This is a genomic window from Caballeronia sp. LjRoot31, from assembly GCF_964253885.1.
Lineage (GTDB): Bacteria > Pseudomonadota > Gammaproteobacteria > Burkholderiales > Burkholderiaceae > Caballeronia.
This window is the reverse complement of sequence record NZ_CAXURX020000001.1, coordinates 3,148,683-3,164,276: the sequence shown is the minus strand read 5'-3', so window position 1 is coordinate 3,164,276 and position 15,594 is coordinate 3,148,683. Positions and strand designations below refer to the sequence as shown.

At 56.3% G+C, this 15,594-nt stretch carries 9 protein-coding genes; 1 reads left to right on the top strand and 8 read right to left on the bottom strand.

Annotation, left to right across the window (positions count from 1 at the left end; translation table 11 throughout):
* Positions 1–31 precede the first annotated feature (31 nt).
* From urtA to ACSQ8V_RS14035, 5 genes are all read right to left on the bottom strand, one after another.
* Positions 32–1,333 carry an urea ABC transporter substrate-binding protein gene (urtA, locus tag ACSQ8V_RS14055; RefSeq protein WP_436206069.1) on the bottom strand — a complete coding sequence of 434 codons (1,302 nt, stop codon included), beginning with the start codon at positions 1,331–1,333 and terminating at the stop codon, positions 32–34.
* A 700-nt stretch (positions 1,334–2,033) separates the two neighbouring features.
* Positions 2,034–2,162: a hypothetical protein gene (locus ACSQ8V_RS14050; protein WP_436206068.1), complete on the bottom strand. Its 129-nt coding sequence runs from the start codon at positions 2,160–2,162 to the stop codon at positions 2,034–2,036.
* A 187-nt stretch (positions 2,163–2,349) separates the two neighbouring features.
* The gene (locus ACSQ8V_RS14045; protein ID WP_436206067.1) at positions 2,350–4,173 is read right to left on the bottom strand and encodes a hypothetical protein; all 1,824 of its coding nucleotides are present in this window, start codon (positions 4,171–4,173) and stop codon (positions 2,350–2,352) included.
* A gap of 506 nt (positions 4,174–4,679) precedes the next feature.
* Positions 4,680–9,317, bottom strand: coding sequence for a hypothetical protein (locus ACSQ8V_RS14040; RefSeq protein WP_436206066.1), 4,638 nt, complete (start codon positions 9,315–9,317; stop codon positions 4,680–4,682).
* 349 nt (positions 9,318–9,666) lie between these two features.
* Positions 9,667–10,830: a hypothetical protein gene (locus ACSQ8V_RS14035; RefSeq protein WP_436206065.1), complete on the bottom strand. Its 1,164-nt coding sequence runs from the start codon at positions 10,828–10,830 to the stop codon at positions 9,667–9,669.
* Positions 10,831–11,309: 479 nt separating this feature from the next.
* Here ACSQ8V_RS14035 and ACSQ8V_RS14030 point away from each other — a divergent pair, with 479 nt between their 5' ends.
* On the top strand, positions 11,310–11,471 hold the full coding sequence (locus tag ACSQ8V_RS14030; RefSeq protein WP_436206064.1) for a hypothetical protein: 162 nt from the start codon (positions 11,310–11,312) through the stop codon (positions 11,469–11,471).
* Positions 11,472–11,742: 271 nt separating this feature from the next.
* On the opposite strand, the gene ACSQ8V_RS14025 is transcribed toward ACSQ8V_RS14030, so the two are convergent.
* The 3 genes from ACSQ8V_RS14025 to ACSQ8V_RS14015 all read right to left on the bottom strand — a co-directional run bounded on the left by ACSQ8V_RS14025 (position 11,743) and on the right by ACSQ8V_RS14015 (position 15,441).
* Positions 11,743–13,062: an MFS transporter gene (locus tag ACSQ8V_RS14025; RefSeq protein WP_213768346.1), complete on the bottom strand. Its 1,320-nt coding sequence runs from the start codon at positions 13,060–13,062 to the stop codon at positions 11,743–11,745.
* Between the two features lie 147 nt (positions 13,063–13,209).
* The gene (locus ACSQ8V_RS14020; RefSeq protein ID WP_436206063.1) at positions 13,210–13,968 is read right to left on the bottom strand and encodes an SDR family oxidoreductase; all 759 of its coding nucleotides are present in this window, start codon (positions 13,966–13,968) and stop codon (positions 13,210–13,212) included.
* Between the two features lie 33 nt (positions 13,969–14,001).
* Complete coding sequence (locus ACSQ8V_RS14015; protein ID WP_436206062.1) at positions 14,002–15,441, bottom strand: aldehyde dehydrogenase family protein; 1,440 nt, start codon at positions 15,439–15,441, stop codon at positions 14,002–14,004.
* Positions 15,442–15,594 lie beyond the last annotated feature (153 nt).

Genomic DNA, 15,594 nt, shown 5'->3' with positions numbered 1-15,594 from the left:
AGACTCTGGCCCAAGACTTAACCCCGAGCCTTTAAGCCACACGCCGCCGACGCAGGAAATCCGGAATCGAACTCACCACATCCGGCTTGCCTTCGTTGCCCGGAATGTATGGGCTCCACGGCTGCGCGCGCACCGTCGTCTTCGTGCGCCACACGACGTTGAACTGACCGTCGGCACGCACTTCACCAATCATGACCGGCTTGTGCAGGTGGTGGTTCCCATCCATCTCAAGCGTAAAGCCCGACGGGGCGGCGAACTTCTGGCCGATCATCGCCACGCGAATCTTGTCGACATCGACGCTCTTCGCTTTCTCGGCCGCCTGCTTCCACATGTGGATGCCGACAAAGGTCGCTTCCATCGGATCGTTGGTCACGCGCTTGTCGCCGCCCGGCAGGTTGTTCTTCTTGACCCAGTCGGCGAACATCGCCTTGAACTTCGTGTTCTCCGGGTTCTTCAGCGACATGAAGTAATTCCATGCCGCGAGATTACCCACCAGCGGTTTTGTATCGATGCCGCGCAGTTCCTCTTCGCCCACCGAGAACGCGACGACTGGTACATCCGTGGCTTTGAGCCCCTGATTGCCGAGTTCTTTATAGAACGGCACGTTCGAGTCTCCGTTCACCGTCGAGATCACGCAGGTCTTGCCGGCTTGCGAGAACGTCTTGATGTTCGCGACGATCGTCTGATAGTCCGCGTGACCGAATGGGGTGTAGACCTCTTGAATGTCGTCGTCCTTTACGCCCTTGGAGTGCAGGAACGAGCGCAGGATCTTGTTCGTCGTGCGCGGATAGACGTAGTCGGTGCCCAGCAGGAAGAAGCGTTTTGCTGCGCCGCCTTCCTTGCTCATCAGATATTCGGTGGCGGGAATGGCTTGCTGGTTAGGCGCTGCGCCCGTGTAGAACACGTTCTTCGACATCTCTTCACCCTCGTACTGCACCGGGTAGAAGAGCAGGCCGTTGAGTTCCTCGAACACCGGCAGCACCGATTTACGCGACACCGACGTCCAGCAGCCAAAGGTCACCGCGACCTTGTCTTGCGAGATCAGTTGACGGGCTTTTTCGGCGAACAGCGGCCAGTTCGAAGCGGGGTCGACTACCACCGGTTCCAGTTGACGGCCCAGCACGCCGCCGCTTGCATTGATCTGCGCAATGGTCATCAGCGCCGTGTCTTTGAGCGACGTTTCCGAAATCGCCATCGTCCCGGACAGGGAATGCAGTACGCCCACTTTGATGGGGCCTTTGTCGGCGGCGTGTGCTTTTGAAATGGGCAGTTGTCCCGCAATCGCGAGCGCGCCCGACATAGAGCCGAACTTCAGGAGGCTGCGTCGTTTCATTGTCTTTCCCCTTGCCGATTTATTTGTTGGAGGCGGGTGTCTGGTGGGTTTTTTTAATATCGCTGACGGAGAGTCAGTCGTTTGGACACTGCAAGGGGTATGCCAGTGAGTAATAAATGCTGGTGCACTGCGGTTTATAGGCGACAGGGGCTTTGTTGGCTGGCGTTCCGACCGCTTAAAGCACGAATTTGGTGCGTTGGCATTAGCCGCGCTTTGTCGCGGTGCGCGAGACGACGGTTTTAGCGCGGACCTGAGCAGGCAGGGCGCGGCTTCGGCGCAGTCAGGTCCTTGCCGAAAAGGGTACTGCGTGTGCGTCAACGTCCGCGAGGGCCCGGCGCGCAGATAATCGCGACTGGACTAAAAAGCGGCGGCTGGGATTCGAAGCGATGTTAAAAGTTTTGTGTTATCTGCCGTGCAAATGCACGGCAGATTTCAATGTTTCCGGCTTTGGCCATAAAGATTGCGAAGCGTTTGGAAAACCGCGTCCGCCGGTGGGCGCGGCTTTCATTTGCGGCGGGGAGGGTGGCTTCGGTTTATCGTCACTGGTACTGGGATAAACCGATCGCCGGTTCGATCGCGTTACGCCCGGCCCACGCGCGCGTAACGTGCGCAACGCGTGACACACGCTGTTATACGGCTTGGCGTGCGCATAGCGGCCGTTTTGCAGCGGCGGTCGCCGCGCCTCGCGGTTGTAGTAGGGTCAGAGCTTGAGGGTTGGGGGTGCCGTGACCTTGATCAGATGTTCGCGACACCTCTCGATCAAGCGTGAATCCTTCGGATAAACAATCGCCTTGGACTTCGTCGTCGTGTCGACAATCACGTGCTTCACGCTCGACGCCTTGATCACGCCCGAACGTTTGGCCGCTTTAGTCGTCGAGGCCGACGGTTGTTCAAAACCCTCCCGCGCGCTTACGCCGACGCATCAGGCTCGACGGATTGCCCCGTTCGCACTTGATACGCGAACGGGGCAATCAGCGACAAATCGCCAGCTTATAAACAGCCGACCCAAAAGTCGATCAGCGATAGATTACTGCGAACGGGCGAGTAACCACGTCTTGACCGAAGCCGACACTCCAGACCGGATGGTTAGTACCATCCCAAACCACCGGGGTGGTCGCGTAATTCAGTCTGTAGCTATCGAGGCGGATGAACGAGTAATAAGGTATTCCGCCGTCCCAATACTGGCCCATTGTAAATACCGTTTTCCCGTCAGGGGAATAGACGTATGGGAGAGACCAATCGCTCGGAATACCGCCGGTTATGGCGCTGAATGACTTCGTAGCGACAGTGTAGATGAGCGGCGCGATACCTTTTTTGTTCGTTCCGAGTAGAACCTGATTGCTGTCAAGTACGTGCAGGTCATGAACGTCGGCATCTGCAGGGCTGATTGGTTGCAAGACATTATATTGACCGATCTGAATATCCAGACGGGCAATGAATGGAGCCAACCGGTCGTCGGGGCCTGGGTCAGCAAGGTAAAGCGTTTTTTCATCGGGTGTTAAGCCCACGACTAATGGTCGCGAGTGCGTTGTGCCAACCGAATACGAGGCGATTTGGGTGTGGGAATTTACATCCACCGCGGCGATCGACTGCGCACTGCCCGTCCCGCTGTTCGTGACGACGTAGATCGGCTGGCTCGATGCATCGCGCGGCGCAACGATTTGCTTTGCGCCGGTAAGCGGTAAATCCCAAGCTACAGCCAGCGTGCTCAGGTCGTAGGCGCGCAATCCTCCCGTAGCGCCCTGTTTCCAGACGACATACGCGTATTTGCTGTCACCCGACAATTTCATGTCTACAACTTCTTCGGCAATCGCTTTTTGTCCCTTCAGCATATCTGTTTGGGTGTCGATGTAGCCAAGAACCGAGCTGCCTTTCTGCTGGTTGAATAGCGTGTAGGCGACTTTGTTTCCGTCGGGCGTAGCATAAAAATGACGGAGCACGGAGCCCTGTGCGTTTGGAATGGTGAGGTAATCGGCCACATCTTCAAAAGTCTTGCTGTCTTGTATCGATACGATGGGTGGATCGTTCGCAGTAAAGACCGAATAAATCTTGCTTCCAGGTTTCCCGTAGTACTTCTGCATCATGGTAATGTCACCAGCGGTCAGTCCGCGAGAACTCTTAAAGAATCCGCCTGGCGTACAGTAATTCATGATGGAGTCCGTATCCCAAGGCCCAAGCACGACACCGTCCCTCCTAAACAGGTACTTGGGTTCGCTTTCCAGCACTTGCTCGACGCAAGCTGCGGGCGTGTCCGGCCGGTCTTGCTCATGGATGAATGCTAGCACGTGGCCAAATTCATGAATGGCTGCATTTTTGACGCAGATTGGTTTCCCTAAACGAGTCCTACACTCGTCATCTCCGTATCCAGCGAAATCAAGGTTGAGCTCAACGTCGTACTGAAAAGCGATGCCCGTTTCACCGAACCCATGCGTGACGGGCCTAGCTGCACCTGACGTAATGCCGATCCGAACGCCGAGATACGCATATGGATTATCTTTGTCATACTCTGGACACGTAGTCCAATCCACAAACGTCACATCTGAATTGGCGTCCCAAGTACTAGTGACGGCCTCTTTTGTCCACGCTCGTTCCTCTTCGTCCCACCCGGACGGGTTGGCCCAGCAAACATTTATCCGGTGGGAATTCCAAATATACTCGGGATACAGGTAGCCACCGACCAAACCCTTAGACTGACTGGCCGCTTTTAAAACCGCCTTTGTTGTGTCCGTGCTGCTGAGTACGGGCGGAGAAAATTTAACCTCCGAGAAAGTTGGTAAATGCACGGCAGCCTTGTTCGACTGCGAGTCGTTCGCAATGTTTGACTTGGCGATTTTGGTCACTGCAGCTGTGTCCAAGGAGGAACCACTGTCGTGCGCGCCACACGCAGCAAGAGACGCTGCGAGGAGGGCAGTCGAGAGCCATTTCACTAAAGAGGTTGGAAGCCTCAGCGTGTTTTTAATTGTCATTGTTTGTATGATTAAAGTAAAAATCAGGAGGGATCGCCTATAACAGGGACCCTTTCTATTCGGTCAAGATTCGTTACGAAACCGTTTTCGTTCGCATCGCGTATTCAGCACCGATCAAGCTTGATTAGCATAACGAATTGCTTGATTCATCTGAGTACACAAGGTGAGTCAAATACTGTGCGCTGGCTTTAACTTTGCTTTTTTATATTGAAAGTTTTCGGCTGGTTATCCCTTTTATTTGATGACAGAGGTTTGAATATTACTTTCGGCAATTCGAAGCGCATTGATCCTACAAGCTGTTTAACTCAATCCAGCGCGACGCGATTTTGGGTCGCAGGCTTTGAGGGCCTGCGACTCTTGATGCTCGACCTATCTTGGATTTAGTGCATCGACAATTGAACGCCTTGTTGCACCATCAATTCAACATGCGCTGTCGAGTGCTCATAGACATCGTAGGCAACGCCCTTAATCGTGGTGTCACCCTGGCGTTCCCAATCCCCATCTTCAATTCCAGCAACACGGGTGTTGCCCAGTTTCACGGCATCTCCAGCCTTGCCATTGACCATGAATTGTTGCTTGCCATCCGCCCTGAACAGGTCGGTCTCGCCGAGATTCAATACGTCGATCATCGAGATCGTCAGGGTGTTGTGCTGACCGCCAAGATCGATTCGCTCGATTCCCATGACCGTTGATCCAGTCGTCTTGCCGGTGAGCGATGTCAGATCAATTATCTGGTGATCATCGGAAACTGTGATTGTGTTAATGCCCGTGTTCCCATGGATATGCGTGCTTCTATCTGCCGCGTTGAAGAAAATCGCGCTTTCGCCATCCGGGGTTGCTGTTACCCAGTGGCCAATCTGGCCCGCAAGCGTTCCGGCTGTGTGTATGTCCACAATCTGATCCGATTGGTTGATGTTGTCGTGCGCCGTTATCGTGAGCTTAGCGTCCGGATTTGCCGCCATGAGTCGTGCCCAGTCAGCTTCGAACGAGGCAGTACCATTCTCATCCACGGCGGCTTGAAAGGCAGCAAGGGTTCCGCCGGCCAACGTGAGTTCCGCCCTCACCTGCATCGATGCAACGTTGCCATCCGCGTTTGTGTGATTAAAGATCCCTGTATCGACGATCAGCAGGTGGTCGTTCATCAGCATGCGCGCAGTCAACGAATCCTGGATTGGTTCGTGAGAAAGTTCCTGAATCTCGTAGCCTGGTGACCAGGGTCCCTGAGCTTCGAATTGGCGCTCGACCCGCGCTGTATAGACGTGCGGTCCGGGAGGGGCGTCGTTATCGATGATCCACCACGTGGTGTTCGAATGATTTGAGAGTGGATCGAACGAATGAGTGTCCCCCGTCAGCTTCTCGCCATCACGGTAAACGACGAGCGTGTCGCTCCACTTGCTCATCGGTTCGCTAAGGATTCCTTCAATTCTATGCGTCGATTCGCCGGACGCACCACCAGCCGGAATCAGGGAGAGCTGCGCATGACCTTCAGCGTCGACGTAAGAATCGAATACGCCGGTGATCGCTGCTGCTGCTGGTGGCGTGGGTGACTGCCCACCGGCATCTGCAACGAAGTTCGCGGGTACCCATTTCCCGAGCAAGTTGAGCAGAATTGGGAAGTCTGGAACGGCGATTAAATTGTAGTAGTCAAGGCCACCTTGATCGTTATCGATATGACGATGCAAATCCAGATCGAGATACGCCCCCCCCGATTGGGCTTTCGTATATGCAACCCAGTCGACTTCAATACTAATCACGCCGCCGTTATCGGTATAGCTTTTGACGGTCATTCCAGCTTTTTCGAGCATCCTTACGCCCTCGAGCATATCGACGGAAATGGCTTTGCCGTCAGACGTGGCTTTGGCCTCGAACCGCGTGTCGAAAATCAGGAAGTCTTCCGTCGCAAGTAATTGAAAACCACCGCCCGTTCCAGCAGTTTCAGTAATTACAAAATCCCCGGAATGGACGCCCTGTGCGCCCGACGCCGAAATAACACACGCCGTGTAGACGTGCTGACCCGTGGTGAGTCCTTCCTCCTGATAGGACCAGCCAAGTCCCGTGACTGAGGCGGTACCGATTTTCTGGCCGTCACGATAAATAGCAAGCACTTCGCCTTCATGTAGGGCCGCGCTGAGTGTTCCGTGCAACTGTGGCGAGATGTCAGAGGTTCGGCCGCCGTCTTGGACTATGGTGTCGTGATGATTGCCAGCCGGATCGATGAATTCATCGAGTGCGCTGGTGATCGTGGCAACAGCCGAAGACGCAGGAGCGAGTTCCAAAATGCTATAGCTTTCCGACCAAGCACCTTGTTCACCGAACGTACGCGGGACTCGCATCGTGTAGACGTGCGGCCCGGGCGGCACATTGGTATCAATCGCTGACCCTATGTTGGTCGCTTGATCGTATTTGGATTCCAGCAGGTCCCTGGGCAACAAAAGTACGCCATCTCGATAGATTTCCCAATGGTCACCGAGCAAGCTCCGGTCCAGCGGCTCGCTGAATGTGAACACGATTTTGTGCGTTGAGCTAGCGGTCGAACCACCGTCCGGGATTAACGATTGCCCCGGATTGCCGGACGCGTCGGTATAGACATCATAGATGCCCATGATAGTTGTGGAAGGGGCCGGAGTTCCTGGATGACTTTGCGCGCTGTCTGATCCGTAGCTCGCGTATGCCCAGGTGCCGAGTTTTGCCAGCAAATATCCGTAGCTTGGGATGCCGATCACATCGTAGAAGTTGAGGCCACCCTTATCGTTATCGACATGGCTGTGTGAAACTAGTTGTGGATCCGCGTTCGGATGCGCTTTTATAAATGCGACCCAGTCGACTTCAATGCTGATGATCCCGCCGTTGTCGGTGTAGCTTTTGACGATCATTCCCGCTTTCTCGAAATTCTTTACGGTTTCGAGCAAATCAAAGGAAGCCGGCCTGCCGTCGTACAAAGTTCTAGGAATGAGCCGGGTGTCGAAAATCAGGAAGTCTTCGGTCCCAAGTATTTCAAATGAGTAGCCGGTTCCAGCCGTTTCAGTGATTACAAAATCACCGGAATGGACTCCTTGTGCGCCCGACGCGGAAATGACACTCGCCGTAAAGACATGCTGGCCCGTGGTAAGCCCCTCGTCCTGATAGGACCAGCCGAGCCCCGAGACTGAAGCGGTACCGATTTTCTGGCCGTCACGATAAATGGCGAGCACTTCGCCTTCATGCAGAGCAGCGCTGAGCGTTCCGTGCAACTGCGGAGAGGTGTCGGCAGTCTTGCCGCCATTTTGAATGACGTTATCGTGATGATTGCCAGCCGGATCGATGAATTCATCGAGCGCGCTGGTGATGGTGGCAACAGCTAACGGAGTAGAGCTTACTTCCACAATGCTATAGCTTTCTGACCAAGCGCCTTGTTCGCCATAAGTGCGCGGAACTCGCACGGTGTAGACGTGCGGACCGGGCGGCGTATTGGTTTCAATCGCCCAACCTATGTTGGTCGCTCGATCGTATTTGGCTTCCAGCAAGTCTGTGTCGGGTAACAAACGTACGCCATCTCGATAAATTTCCCACCGGTCACCGACCCACGCGCCCTGGGGCAGCGGCTCGCTGAATGTGAATGTGATTTTATGCGTTGAGCTAGTGGTCGAACCGCCTTCAGGGATCAACGATTCCACAGTATTGCCGGCCGCGTCGGTATAGACATCAAAGATGCCAGTAATAAATGAAGCTGCAGGCGGCGTAATCGGTTGCACAACCCCTCCGTCGGCGGCCGGACGCGTGGTCGGTATCCACTGGTCGAGCATCTTTGTGGAATATAAAAGCGGAGTATCGATATTTATGTAGTAGTCGAGCCCTCCTTTGCCGTTGTCAACATGCTGATGTGAAGCAAAAAATTCTAATTCATAGTTTGAGCCTGGATGAGTTTTCACGTACTCAAGCCAGTCCACTTCGATGCTGATAAAGCCATCCTTATCGGTGTAGCTTTTGACAGTCATGCCAGCTTTTTCCAGGGCCTTTACTCCCTCCAGCAAATCAAAGGAAATGGGCGACCCATCGGATTCCATTCTGCTGACGCCGCGAGTATCGAAGATCAGAAAATCTTTCGTCTCCATAACCGGAATATCACCGCTGAACGTCGGGGCGGTTTCAACGATCGCGAAGTTTCCCGATACCGTTCCTTGCACACCCGCCGCCGACTCCACGCGCGCCGTGTACGTGTGTTCACCGGCGGCGACACCCGTATCCTGGAACGACCAGCCGAGACCCGATACGTCGGCATGCCCGAGCTTCACGCCATCACGATAGACGGTCAGTACCTCGCCCGCGTGCAGCGCGACGTCAATTGTGCCGAGCAATTTCGGTGATGTATCGACTGTCTTGCCGCCATTTTGAATGACGTTGTCGTGATGATTGCCAGCCGGATCGATGAATTCATCGAGCGCGCTGGTGATCGTGGCCACAGCCGAGGGCTTGACAACGCTGTCGCCAACCATGTGCACAACCAGGTGATTCGACATCAGCGTGACGCCGCTTACCGCGCTCACTGCGCTGACGAAGAACTCGTGCGTGCCCTTAGCGAGCACGGGCGTGCTGAAGGCCCACGTGCCGTCCGGGTGCACGGTGGTTGAGCCAATCGAGTGGTCGCCATCGAATACGGTGATGAGGTCGCCGGCGTGGCCGAAGCCGATCATTGTGGGAAGCGGATTCTCGATCGTCGTGAGCTTGGCGAACTTGCCGCCCGATCCTTGAATAGAGTCACTGATTCCCGCGATGGAAGGCGCCCCAGCGCTGACGGGCGTGTCGTGATGGTGATGGCCGTGCGAACCGGTTGCGTGAAATGCATGCTTTCCCACTCCCGGCGATCCGAGCCACGGCAGGGACCACGCGCCATCCGCAGCGGCGACTGCTTCGCCAATGAGCCGCAAGCCTTCGAAGATTTTGACTAACGAAAAGGGGGCACTCGTGCCCGTAATCTCCGATCCTGACTTGCCTGTAGCAACGGACGAAATAACAGCTTTGCAAGAATTCTCTTGTGACATGGCTCAACCGCTCTCTTCTAATAGTTATCTGCGGGCGGCTGAGTTAGCTCCACGGTGACCGCCCGGTGAAAACCGCGTGCGAGTTCGATAAAAATTCGCAACGGTCAGACGGAGTATTCTGAATAATGAAATTGAAAGCAGATACCAGATAAATCCTATTTGTGAGAATTGCTGCGCATGGTTGAGCCGCGGGCCTCAATTTATGGTAATGCGCTCGTCGTAGCGAACGCGACGCATCGGCCGATTGACGAACCCAAAACCGATGGGCAGATCTACCGTTCTGTAACCAACCCATCGAAGCATGTGCTGCGCCGGTATGCGAATGGCATCCGCATACCGGCGTAACGTATCAATGCATCGTCAGTTGCACGCCGGACTGCACCATCAACTCCACATGTGCTGTCGAGTGCTCATAGACCTCGTACGTCACGCCTCCAATCTTTGTTTCAGCGTGATGCTCCCAGTCGCCATCGGCAATTCCGGCAACGCGCGTATTCAATAACTTCACCGAATCGCCTGCCTTGCCGTTCACCATAAGCTGCTGCTTTCCATCGATACGAAAAAGATCCGTCTCGCCGAGATTCAGCACATCGATCATCGCGATTTGCAGTGTGTTGTGCTGTCCGCCTAGATCAATTGTGTCGATGCCCATGATGGTTGAGCCAGCTGTTTTGCCTGTCAGCGAAGTCAAATCAAGCAACTGATGATCGTTCGCAATCGCAATGATGTTGACACCGGCGCCGCCGTGGATATGCGCGCCTCGATCCGCTGCATCGAAAAATGCCGCGCTTTCGCCCGTCGATGTCATCGATACCCAATGGTCCATTTTCCCAAGCAGGGAACTGAGCGTGTGTTTGTCCAGGATCGTGAGCGGATCCTCCGTGCCGATGTGCACCGTGACTTTCAACGTCGCATCGGGATGCGTTGCCGCCACGGTGTTCCAATCCGCAGCAAAGGACACCAAACCGTTTTCGTCGCCCGTGACCGCGAGCACCGCGACTGTCCTGCCGGCGACGATCAGTTCCGCCGAAAGCCCCAAGGCGGTCACGCTGCTGCCGGATTTCGACGGTGCAAGAGCCTGCACGTCGAGCGTCAACGCGCTGTCGGTCAACATCAGCCGAGATGGGTATGTATCCGGGAGTGTTTCGGGGACACTCTCGTCGAACGCACTTGGGATGGTGGCAATAGCCGTCGGCACAAGACTGGCGTCGACAGCGACACGCACGTCGAGATGCGCCGACTTGAGCACGATGCCGCTTTCCGGGCTGACCGTGCTGACGGAGAAGTCGTACCGTCCGGTAGCGAGTGCAGGCGAGTTGAAACTCCACGTTCCATCCGGATCAACGGTGGTCGAGCCGATGAGCGTCGCGTTATGGAAAACGGAAATGACAGTACCGGTCTGGCCCGAACCGCTCAGGATTGGAGCCGGGTTGAAGATGTCGAGCGTGTTGCCTGACTCAAAACCCGACGATCGGGCGAGGTCACCGATGCGGGTGATAACTGGTGTGTCCACCGAAAAAAGATGCGAGGAATATGGGTAGCGTTGCTGTGAATTGCCGCTCGTCCCGAGGTTTATGCTTGGATCGGATCCCGGAATTTCCCATGATGGCAGTAGCGACGGAACGGCACCGTCGTTCAACGGCAAATCCGTTGGCCCTTTGCCAATTGTAAAAGATCCGTCGCGGGGAGATACGTCGTAGCCCACACCAATACCTATCGCGACCGACGCATTGCCGTGTCCGACCACCTTGTTTCTGACTGGGTAACGTCGCCGATGCTAGGGCAGCTGGAACGTCAGTACTCGAAATATGGCCGTCTGACGGAAGCGGTAGGAGTTGGCTTAAACCGTCGTTCCAACCAAGTGATATGCGCGGATCGATTGCCGGGAATTCCCGCGTTGGCATTAGTGAGTCCACGGGCACACCAAGCGGGAAATCTGTATGACCCGGGTTAATCGTAATGGGTCCATTAATCCAGATAGGCGGAGTTCCAATGACAAAAGATGATGCAGAGTCGTGGTATCCCGACGGAGCTATTGCTGCCAGCGAGGAACCGCTATCGCCGGCCAGACTCAGCCTGTTGTCAGGCGGAAAATTCGTGCGACCGGCCATTACACCGGTCTCGTCGATCCTGACCGGACCGCTATCAGGTTGAAAACCCGGACTTCCATCATCGATTGCAACCGATGAAAACCCCGCGTCCAATGACCATGCTTCTGACATCTTTGCCCCGTTTTTAATTGTTGTGGATGGGCGGCGCAGAGGCGTTTACGCAAACTCACCGCCCGATGAAACCCTCTGCGATGTAAAAAAATCGCAAACGATCCAACGGACGATTCTGAATAATGTAATTGAAAGGTGATACCAGAAAACTCCTATTTATCTCAGGAGTTTTCCGTGCGATTGAAGTTGACTTCCAGCGAGTCTTACCGATTCACCACCCGCTTTGGCACACTCAGCGCCAGCAATCCACCCAGCACCATGAACGCGGCGAGCATATACATCCCGCTCGCGTTCGATGCCGTCACTTGCTTCAACCATCCCACAAGATACGGACTCAAAAACCCCGCCAGATTCCCCAGCGAGTTAATCATCGCGATACCGGCAGCGGCACCCGTCCCAGCCAAAAACGCCGTCGGCAAACTCCAGAACAGCGGCAGCGTAGTGAGAATCCCCATCGTCGCCAACGTCAGCCCGAGCATTGCCATCGGCGTATTCGTCGACCACACCACCGACAACACCAGCCCCAACGCCCCCACAGCGGCAGGAATGGCGATATGCCACCGCCGTTCGCCTCTTTTATCGGCACTGCGCGCGACGAGCAGCATGCCAATCACCGCCGCACCAAACGGAATCGCGGACAACAAGCCGATGGTCAGCGCGTCCGTCACCCCGGTCGCCTTGATAATCGTCGGCAGCCAGAAGCTCACACCATAAAGCCCCATCACGAATGAGAAGTACGTCAGGCTCATCAGCCACACGCGGCCACTTTTGAGCACCTCGCGCACGGGCATATCCACCTTCTCGACGTTGTCCTTCGCGATATTCCGCTCCAGCAGTTCGCGCTCCTCAGTGGTAAGCCATTTCGCTTTCGCTATCCGGTCATCCATGAAGATGAACACAACAATCCCGACTACGATCGATGGAATGCCTTCGAGCAAGAACAACCATTGCCACGCGTGCCAGCCGTTGACGCCATCGAAGTTCTTCATGATCCAGCCCGATACCGGTCCGCCGATCAACCCTGATAAAGCAATCGCCGTCATGAACAATGTCGTCATCCGCCCGCGCCGTTCAGCCGGAAACCAGTAGGTGAGATAGAGAATGACGCCGGGGAAAAATCCCGCTTCGGCCACGCCCAAAATGAAGCGCATGACATAGAACATGGTGGGCGTGGTGATGAACATCGTGAGGGCGGAAATAATGCCCCACGTGATCATGATCCGCGCGATCCACACGCGTGCGCCGACCTTGTGCAGGATGACGTTGCTGGGAATTTCGAAGATGAAATAACCGAAGAAAAAGATGCCCGCGCCGAAGCCATAGACGGCATCGCTTAGCCCGAGATCGGTGGTCATCTGAAGTTTGGCAAAGCCCACATTCACACGATCCAGATACGCCACTACATAGCAGATCAGCAGCAACGGCGAGAGCCGCCACGCGACCTTGCGATACGTCGCCGCTTCGAACGCGGAGGGCGGTGCGCCCGCGCCCGGTCGATGCAATTCACCCGCAGTACTGGCCATGTCGTCTCCTGACTATTTTTATCGATGGGAAAACGTGCTGTCCGATTCTAGCCGCTCGCTCCAGGCCGCAACCGTCTGTTTTATATGGGGAAAACACCGATCAAAGGCATCCGGTGGCAGTCGCCGGATGCGCCTCTGGCAAGCACGTCAAACGCACCGTCCGCCATCTACTTCCAACGCCACGCCGGTGATGAACTCGGCGTCATCGGAGGCGAGATAGAGCGCCGCATTCGCAATATCCTGTGGCGTCGAAAGCCGTCCCAGCGGGATAGTCGCCAGAAATTTCTGACGGTTCGCGGGCGTGTCTTCCATGCCCATGAACTCGGACAGCAAACCGGTTTCGCCCATCACGGGGTTGATGCAGTTGACGCGAATCCGGTCTGGCCCAAGCTCGACCGCCAACGCCTTGCTCGCGATAATCACCGCCGCCTTGCTGCCGTTGTACCAAACCAGACCGGGCCGTGGCCGCACGCCTGCCGTCGATGCAATATTGATGAACGCACCACCGCCGACCTTGCGAAAGTAGGGCACGAATTGCGCCACGCTGAAGTAGATGCTCTTCACGTTCACCGCATAAACGCGATCGAATTCGGCTTCGGTAATTTCCATCACCGGCTTGTTCCGATGTGTCGTGCCCGCGTTATTCACAACAACCTGAACGCTGCCGAAGTCTTCGATGGCGGCATCGAAAAGCGTTTGCCAGTCGGCTTGTTTCGTCACGTCACCGGGGACCGCGATCGCCTTGCCGCCGCTCACCGCAATCTCGCTGGCCACGCGCTCGGCCGATGCTCCGTTGAGGTTGTTCACCACGACGTTCGCGCCTTCGCGCGCAAATGTCTTCGCAATCCCTTCGCCGAATCCCGATCCGCCGCCAGTCACAATCGCGGTCTTGCCTTGCAGTCTCATGTTGTCTCCGGTCCCATGCAAAATGGTTGCTGATTAGCCATGCTTGATGGCGATGGTTTTGAGCACTGTGAAACCATACAGCGCTTCGAAGCCTTTTTCGCGGCCGTGGCCCGAATGTTTGACGCCGCCGAACGGCAGTTCCACGCCGCCGCCCGCGCCGTAGTTATTGATGAACACCTGCCCCGAGCGGACCTTGCGCGCAATGCGCATTTGCCTGCCGCCATCGCGTGTCCAGATTCCGGCGACCAGGCCGAAGTCCGTGCCATTCGCAAGCTTCAGCGCGTCGGCTTCGTCATCGAAGGGCATCGCGCAGAGCACTGGTCCGAACACCTCTTCGCGTGCAAGACGATGCGCGGGCGGGACATCGCGCAAGAGCGTAGGCGCCTGATAAAAGCCCGCTTCCGGCGCTTCGGAAACCACTTCACCGTGGGCGGCCATCGCGATGCCATCGTGCTGAGCATCGGAGAGAAAATCCCACACGCGTTGCTGCTGCTTCGCGCTGATGAGCGGACCGCAATCGAGATCGAGCTTGCTCGGGCCAACCTTCAACGCACTGAACGCCTCCGATAACCGCTCGAGCAGCGGCTCATACGCCGATCGCTCGATCAGCACGCGACTGCCCGCCGAGCACGTCTGTCCCGCGTTTTGCACGATCGCCGAAACGAGCACGGGCAGGGCGGCGTCGAAGTCGGCATCGGCGAAAACGATCTGCGGCGACTTGCCGCCGAGTTCGAGCGTGACCGGGACGTGGTTATCGGCGGCCATCTTGACCACCGCCGCGCCCGTTGCCGGCGACCCCGTGAACGAGAGGTGATCGATGCCTGGATGTCTCGCAAGCGCCGCGCCGGCCTCGTATCCATAGCCCGTGACGATGTTCAGCGCGCCTTCCGGCAAGCCCGCTTCGGCGGCGAGTTCGGCTATGCGCAGTATCGATAAACACGCGTCTTCGGCCGGCTTGACCACGCACGCGTTGCCGGCCGCGAGCGCCGCGGCGACGCTGCGCCCGAAGATCTGCAGCGGGTAGTTCCACGGCACGATATGCCCGGTCACGCCGTGCGGTTCGCGGATCGTGAGGACGGTGTAGCCGGTTTGATAGGGCAGTGTCTCGCCATGCAGCTTGTCGGCGGCGCCTGCATAGAACTCGAAATACCGGGCGATGCCGGCCGCGTCCGCATGGGCCTGCTTCAGGGGCTTACCGGTGTCTCGTGCTTCGAGATGCGCCAGTTCGTCCTGATGGGCGGCGATGATCATCGATAGTCTGTAAAGCACGCGTCCGCGATCGGCGGCGCTCGCGTGGCCCCACGAGCCTTCGTAAGCGTGGCGCGCTGCCTGGACGGCGCGGTCGATATCGGCTGCGTTGCCGCGCGCGAGTTGCGCGAAGACCTGGCCGTCGGAGGGATCGATGACAGGAATGGTCTCGTGGCTTGCCGCCGTTACCCACTGGTTGCCGATGAAATGCTTTGCCTCTTCCATGCCTGACTCCTCTCTCCGTGGCTGTTTTGGGGGGACGTACTATGGCTTCATTCGATTGCGCGGTGCTTCATGTGGGTTCATCTGCCTTCATTTGCCTTCATTTACGTCACCGATCACATTGCTGACAGCCTATTTTGCGCCGATTTCCTCGCG

Bases quoted from the DNA above. Each gene is read 5' to 3' on its own strand.
- urtA (WP_436206069.1), bottom strand. From the start codon at position 1,333: ATGAAACGACGCAGCCTCCTGAAGTTCGGCTCTATGTCGGGCGCGCTC.
- ACSQ8V_RS14040 (WP_436206066.1), bottom strand. From the start codon at position 9,317: ATGTCACAAGAGAATTCTTGCAAAGCTGTTATTTCGTCCGTTGCTACA.
- ACSQ8V_RS14030 (WP_436206064.1), top strand. From the start codon at position 11,310: ATGACAAAAGATGATGCAGAGTCGTGGTATCCCGACGGAGCTATTGCT.
- ACSQ8V_RS14025 (WP_213768346.1), bottom strand. From the start codon at position 13,062: ATGGCCAGTACTGCGGGTGAATTGCATCGACCGGGCGCGGGCGCACCG.
- ACSQ8V_RS14020 (WP_436206063.1), bottom strand. From the start codon at position 13,968: ATGAGACTGCAAGGCAAGACCGCGATTGTGACTGGCGGCGGATCGGGA.
- ACSQ8V_RS14015 (WP_436206062.1), bottom strand. From the start codon at position 15,441: ATGGAAGAGGCAAAGCATTTCATCGGCAACCAGTGGGTAACGGCGGCA.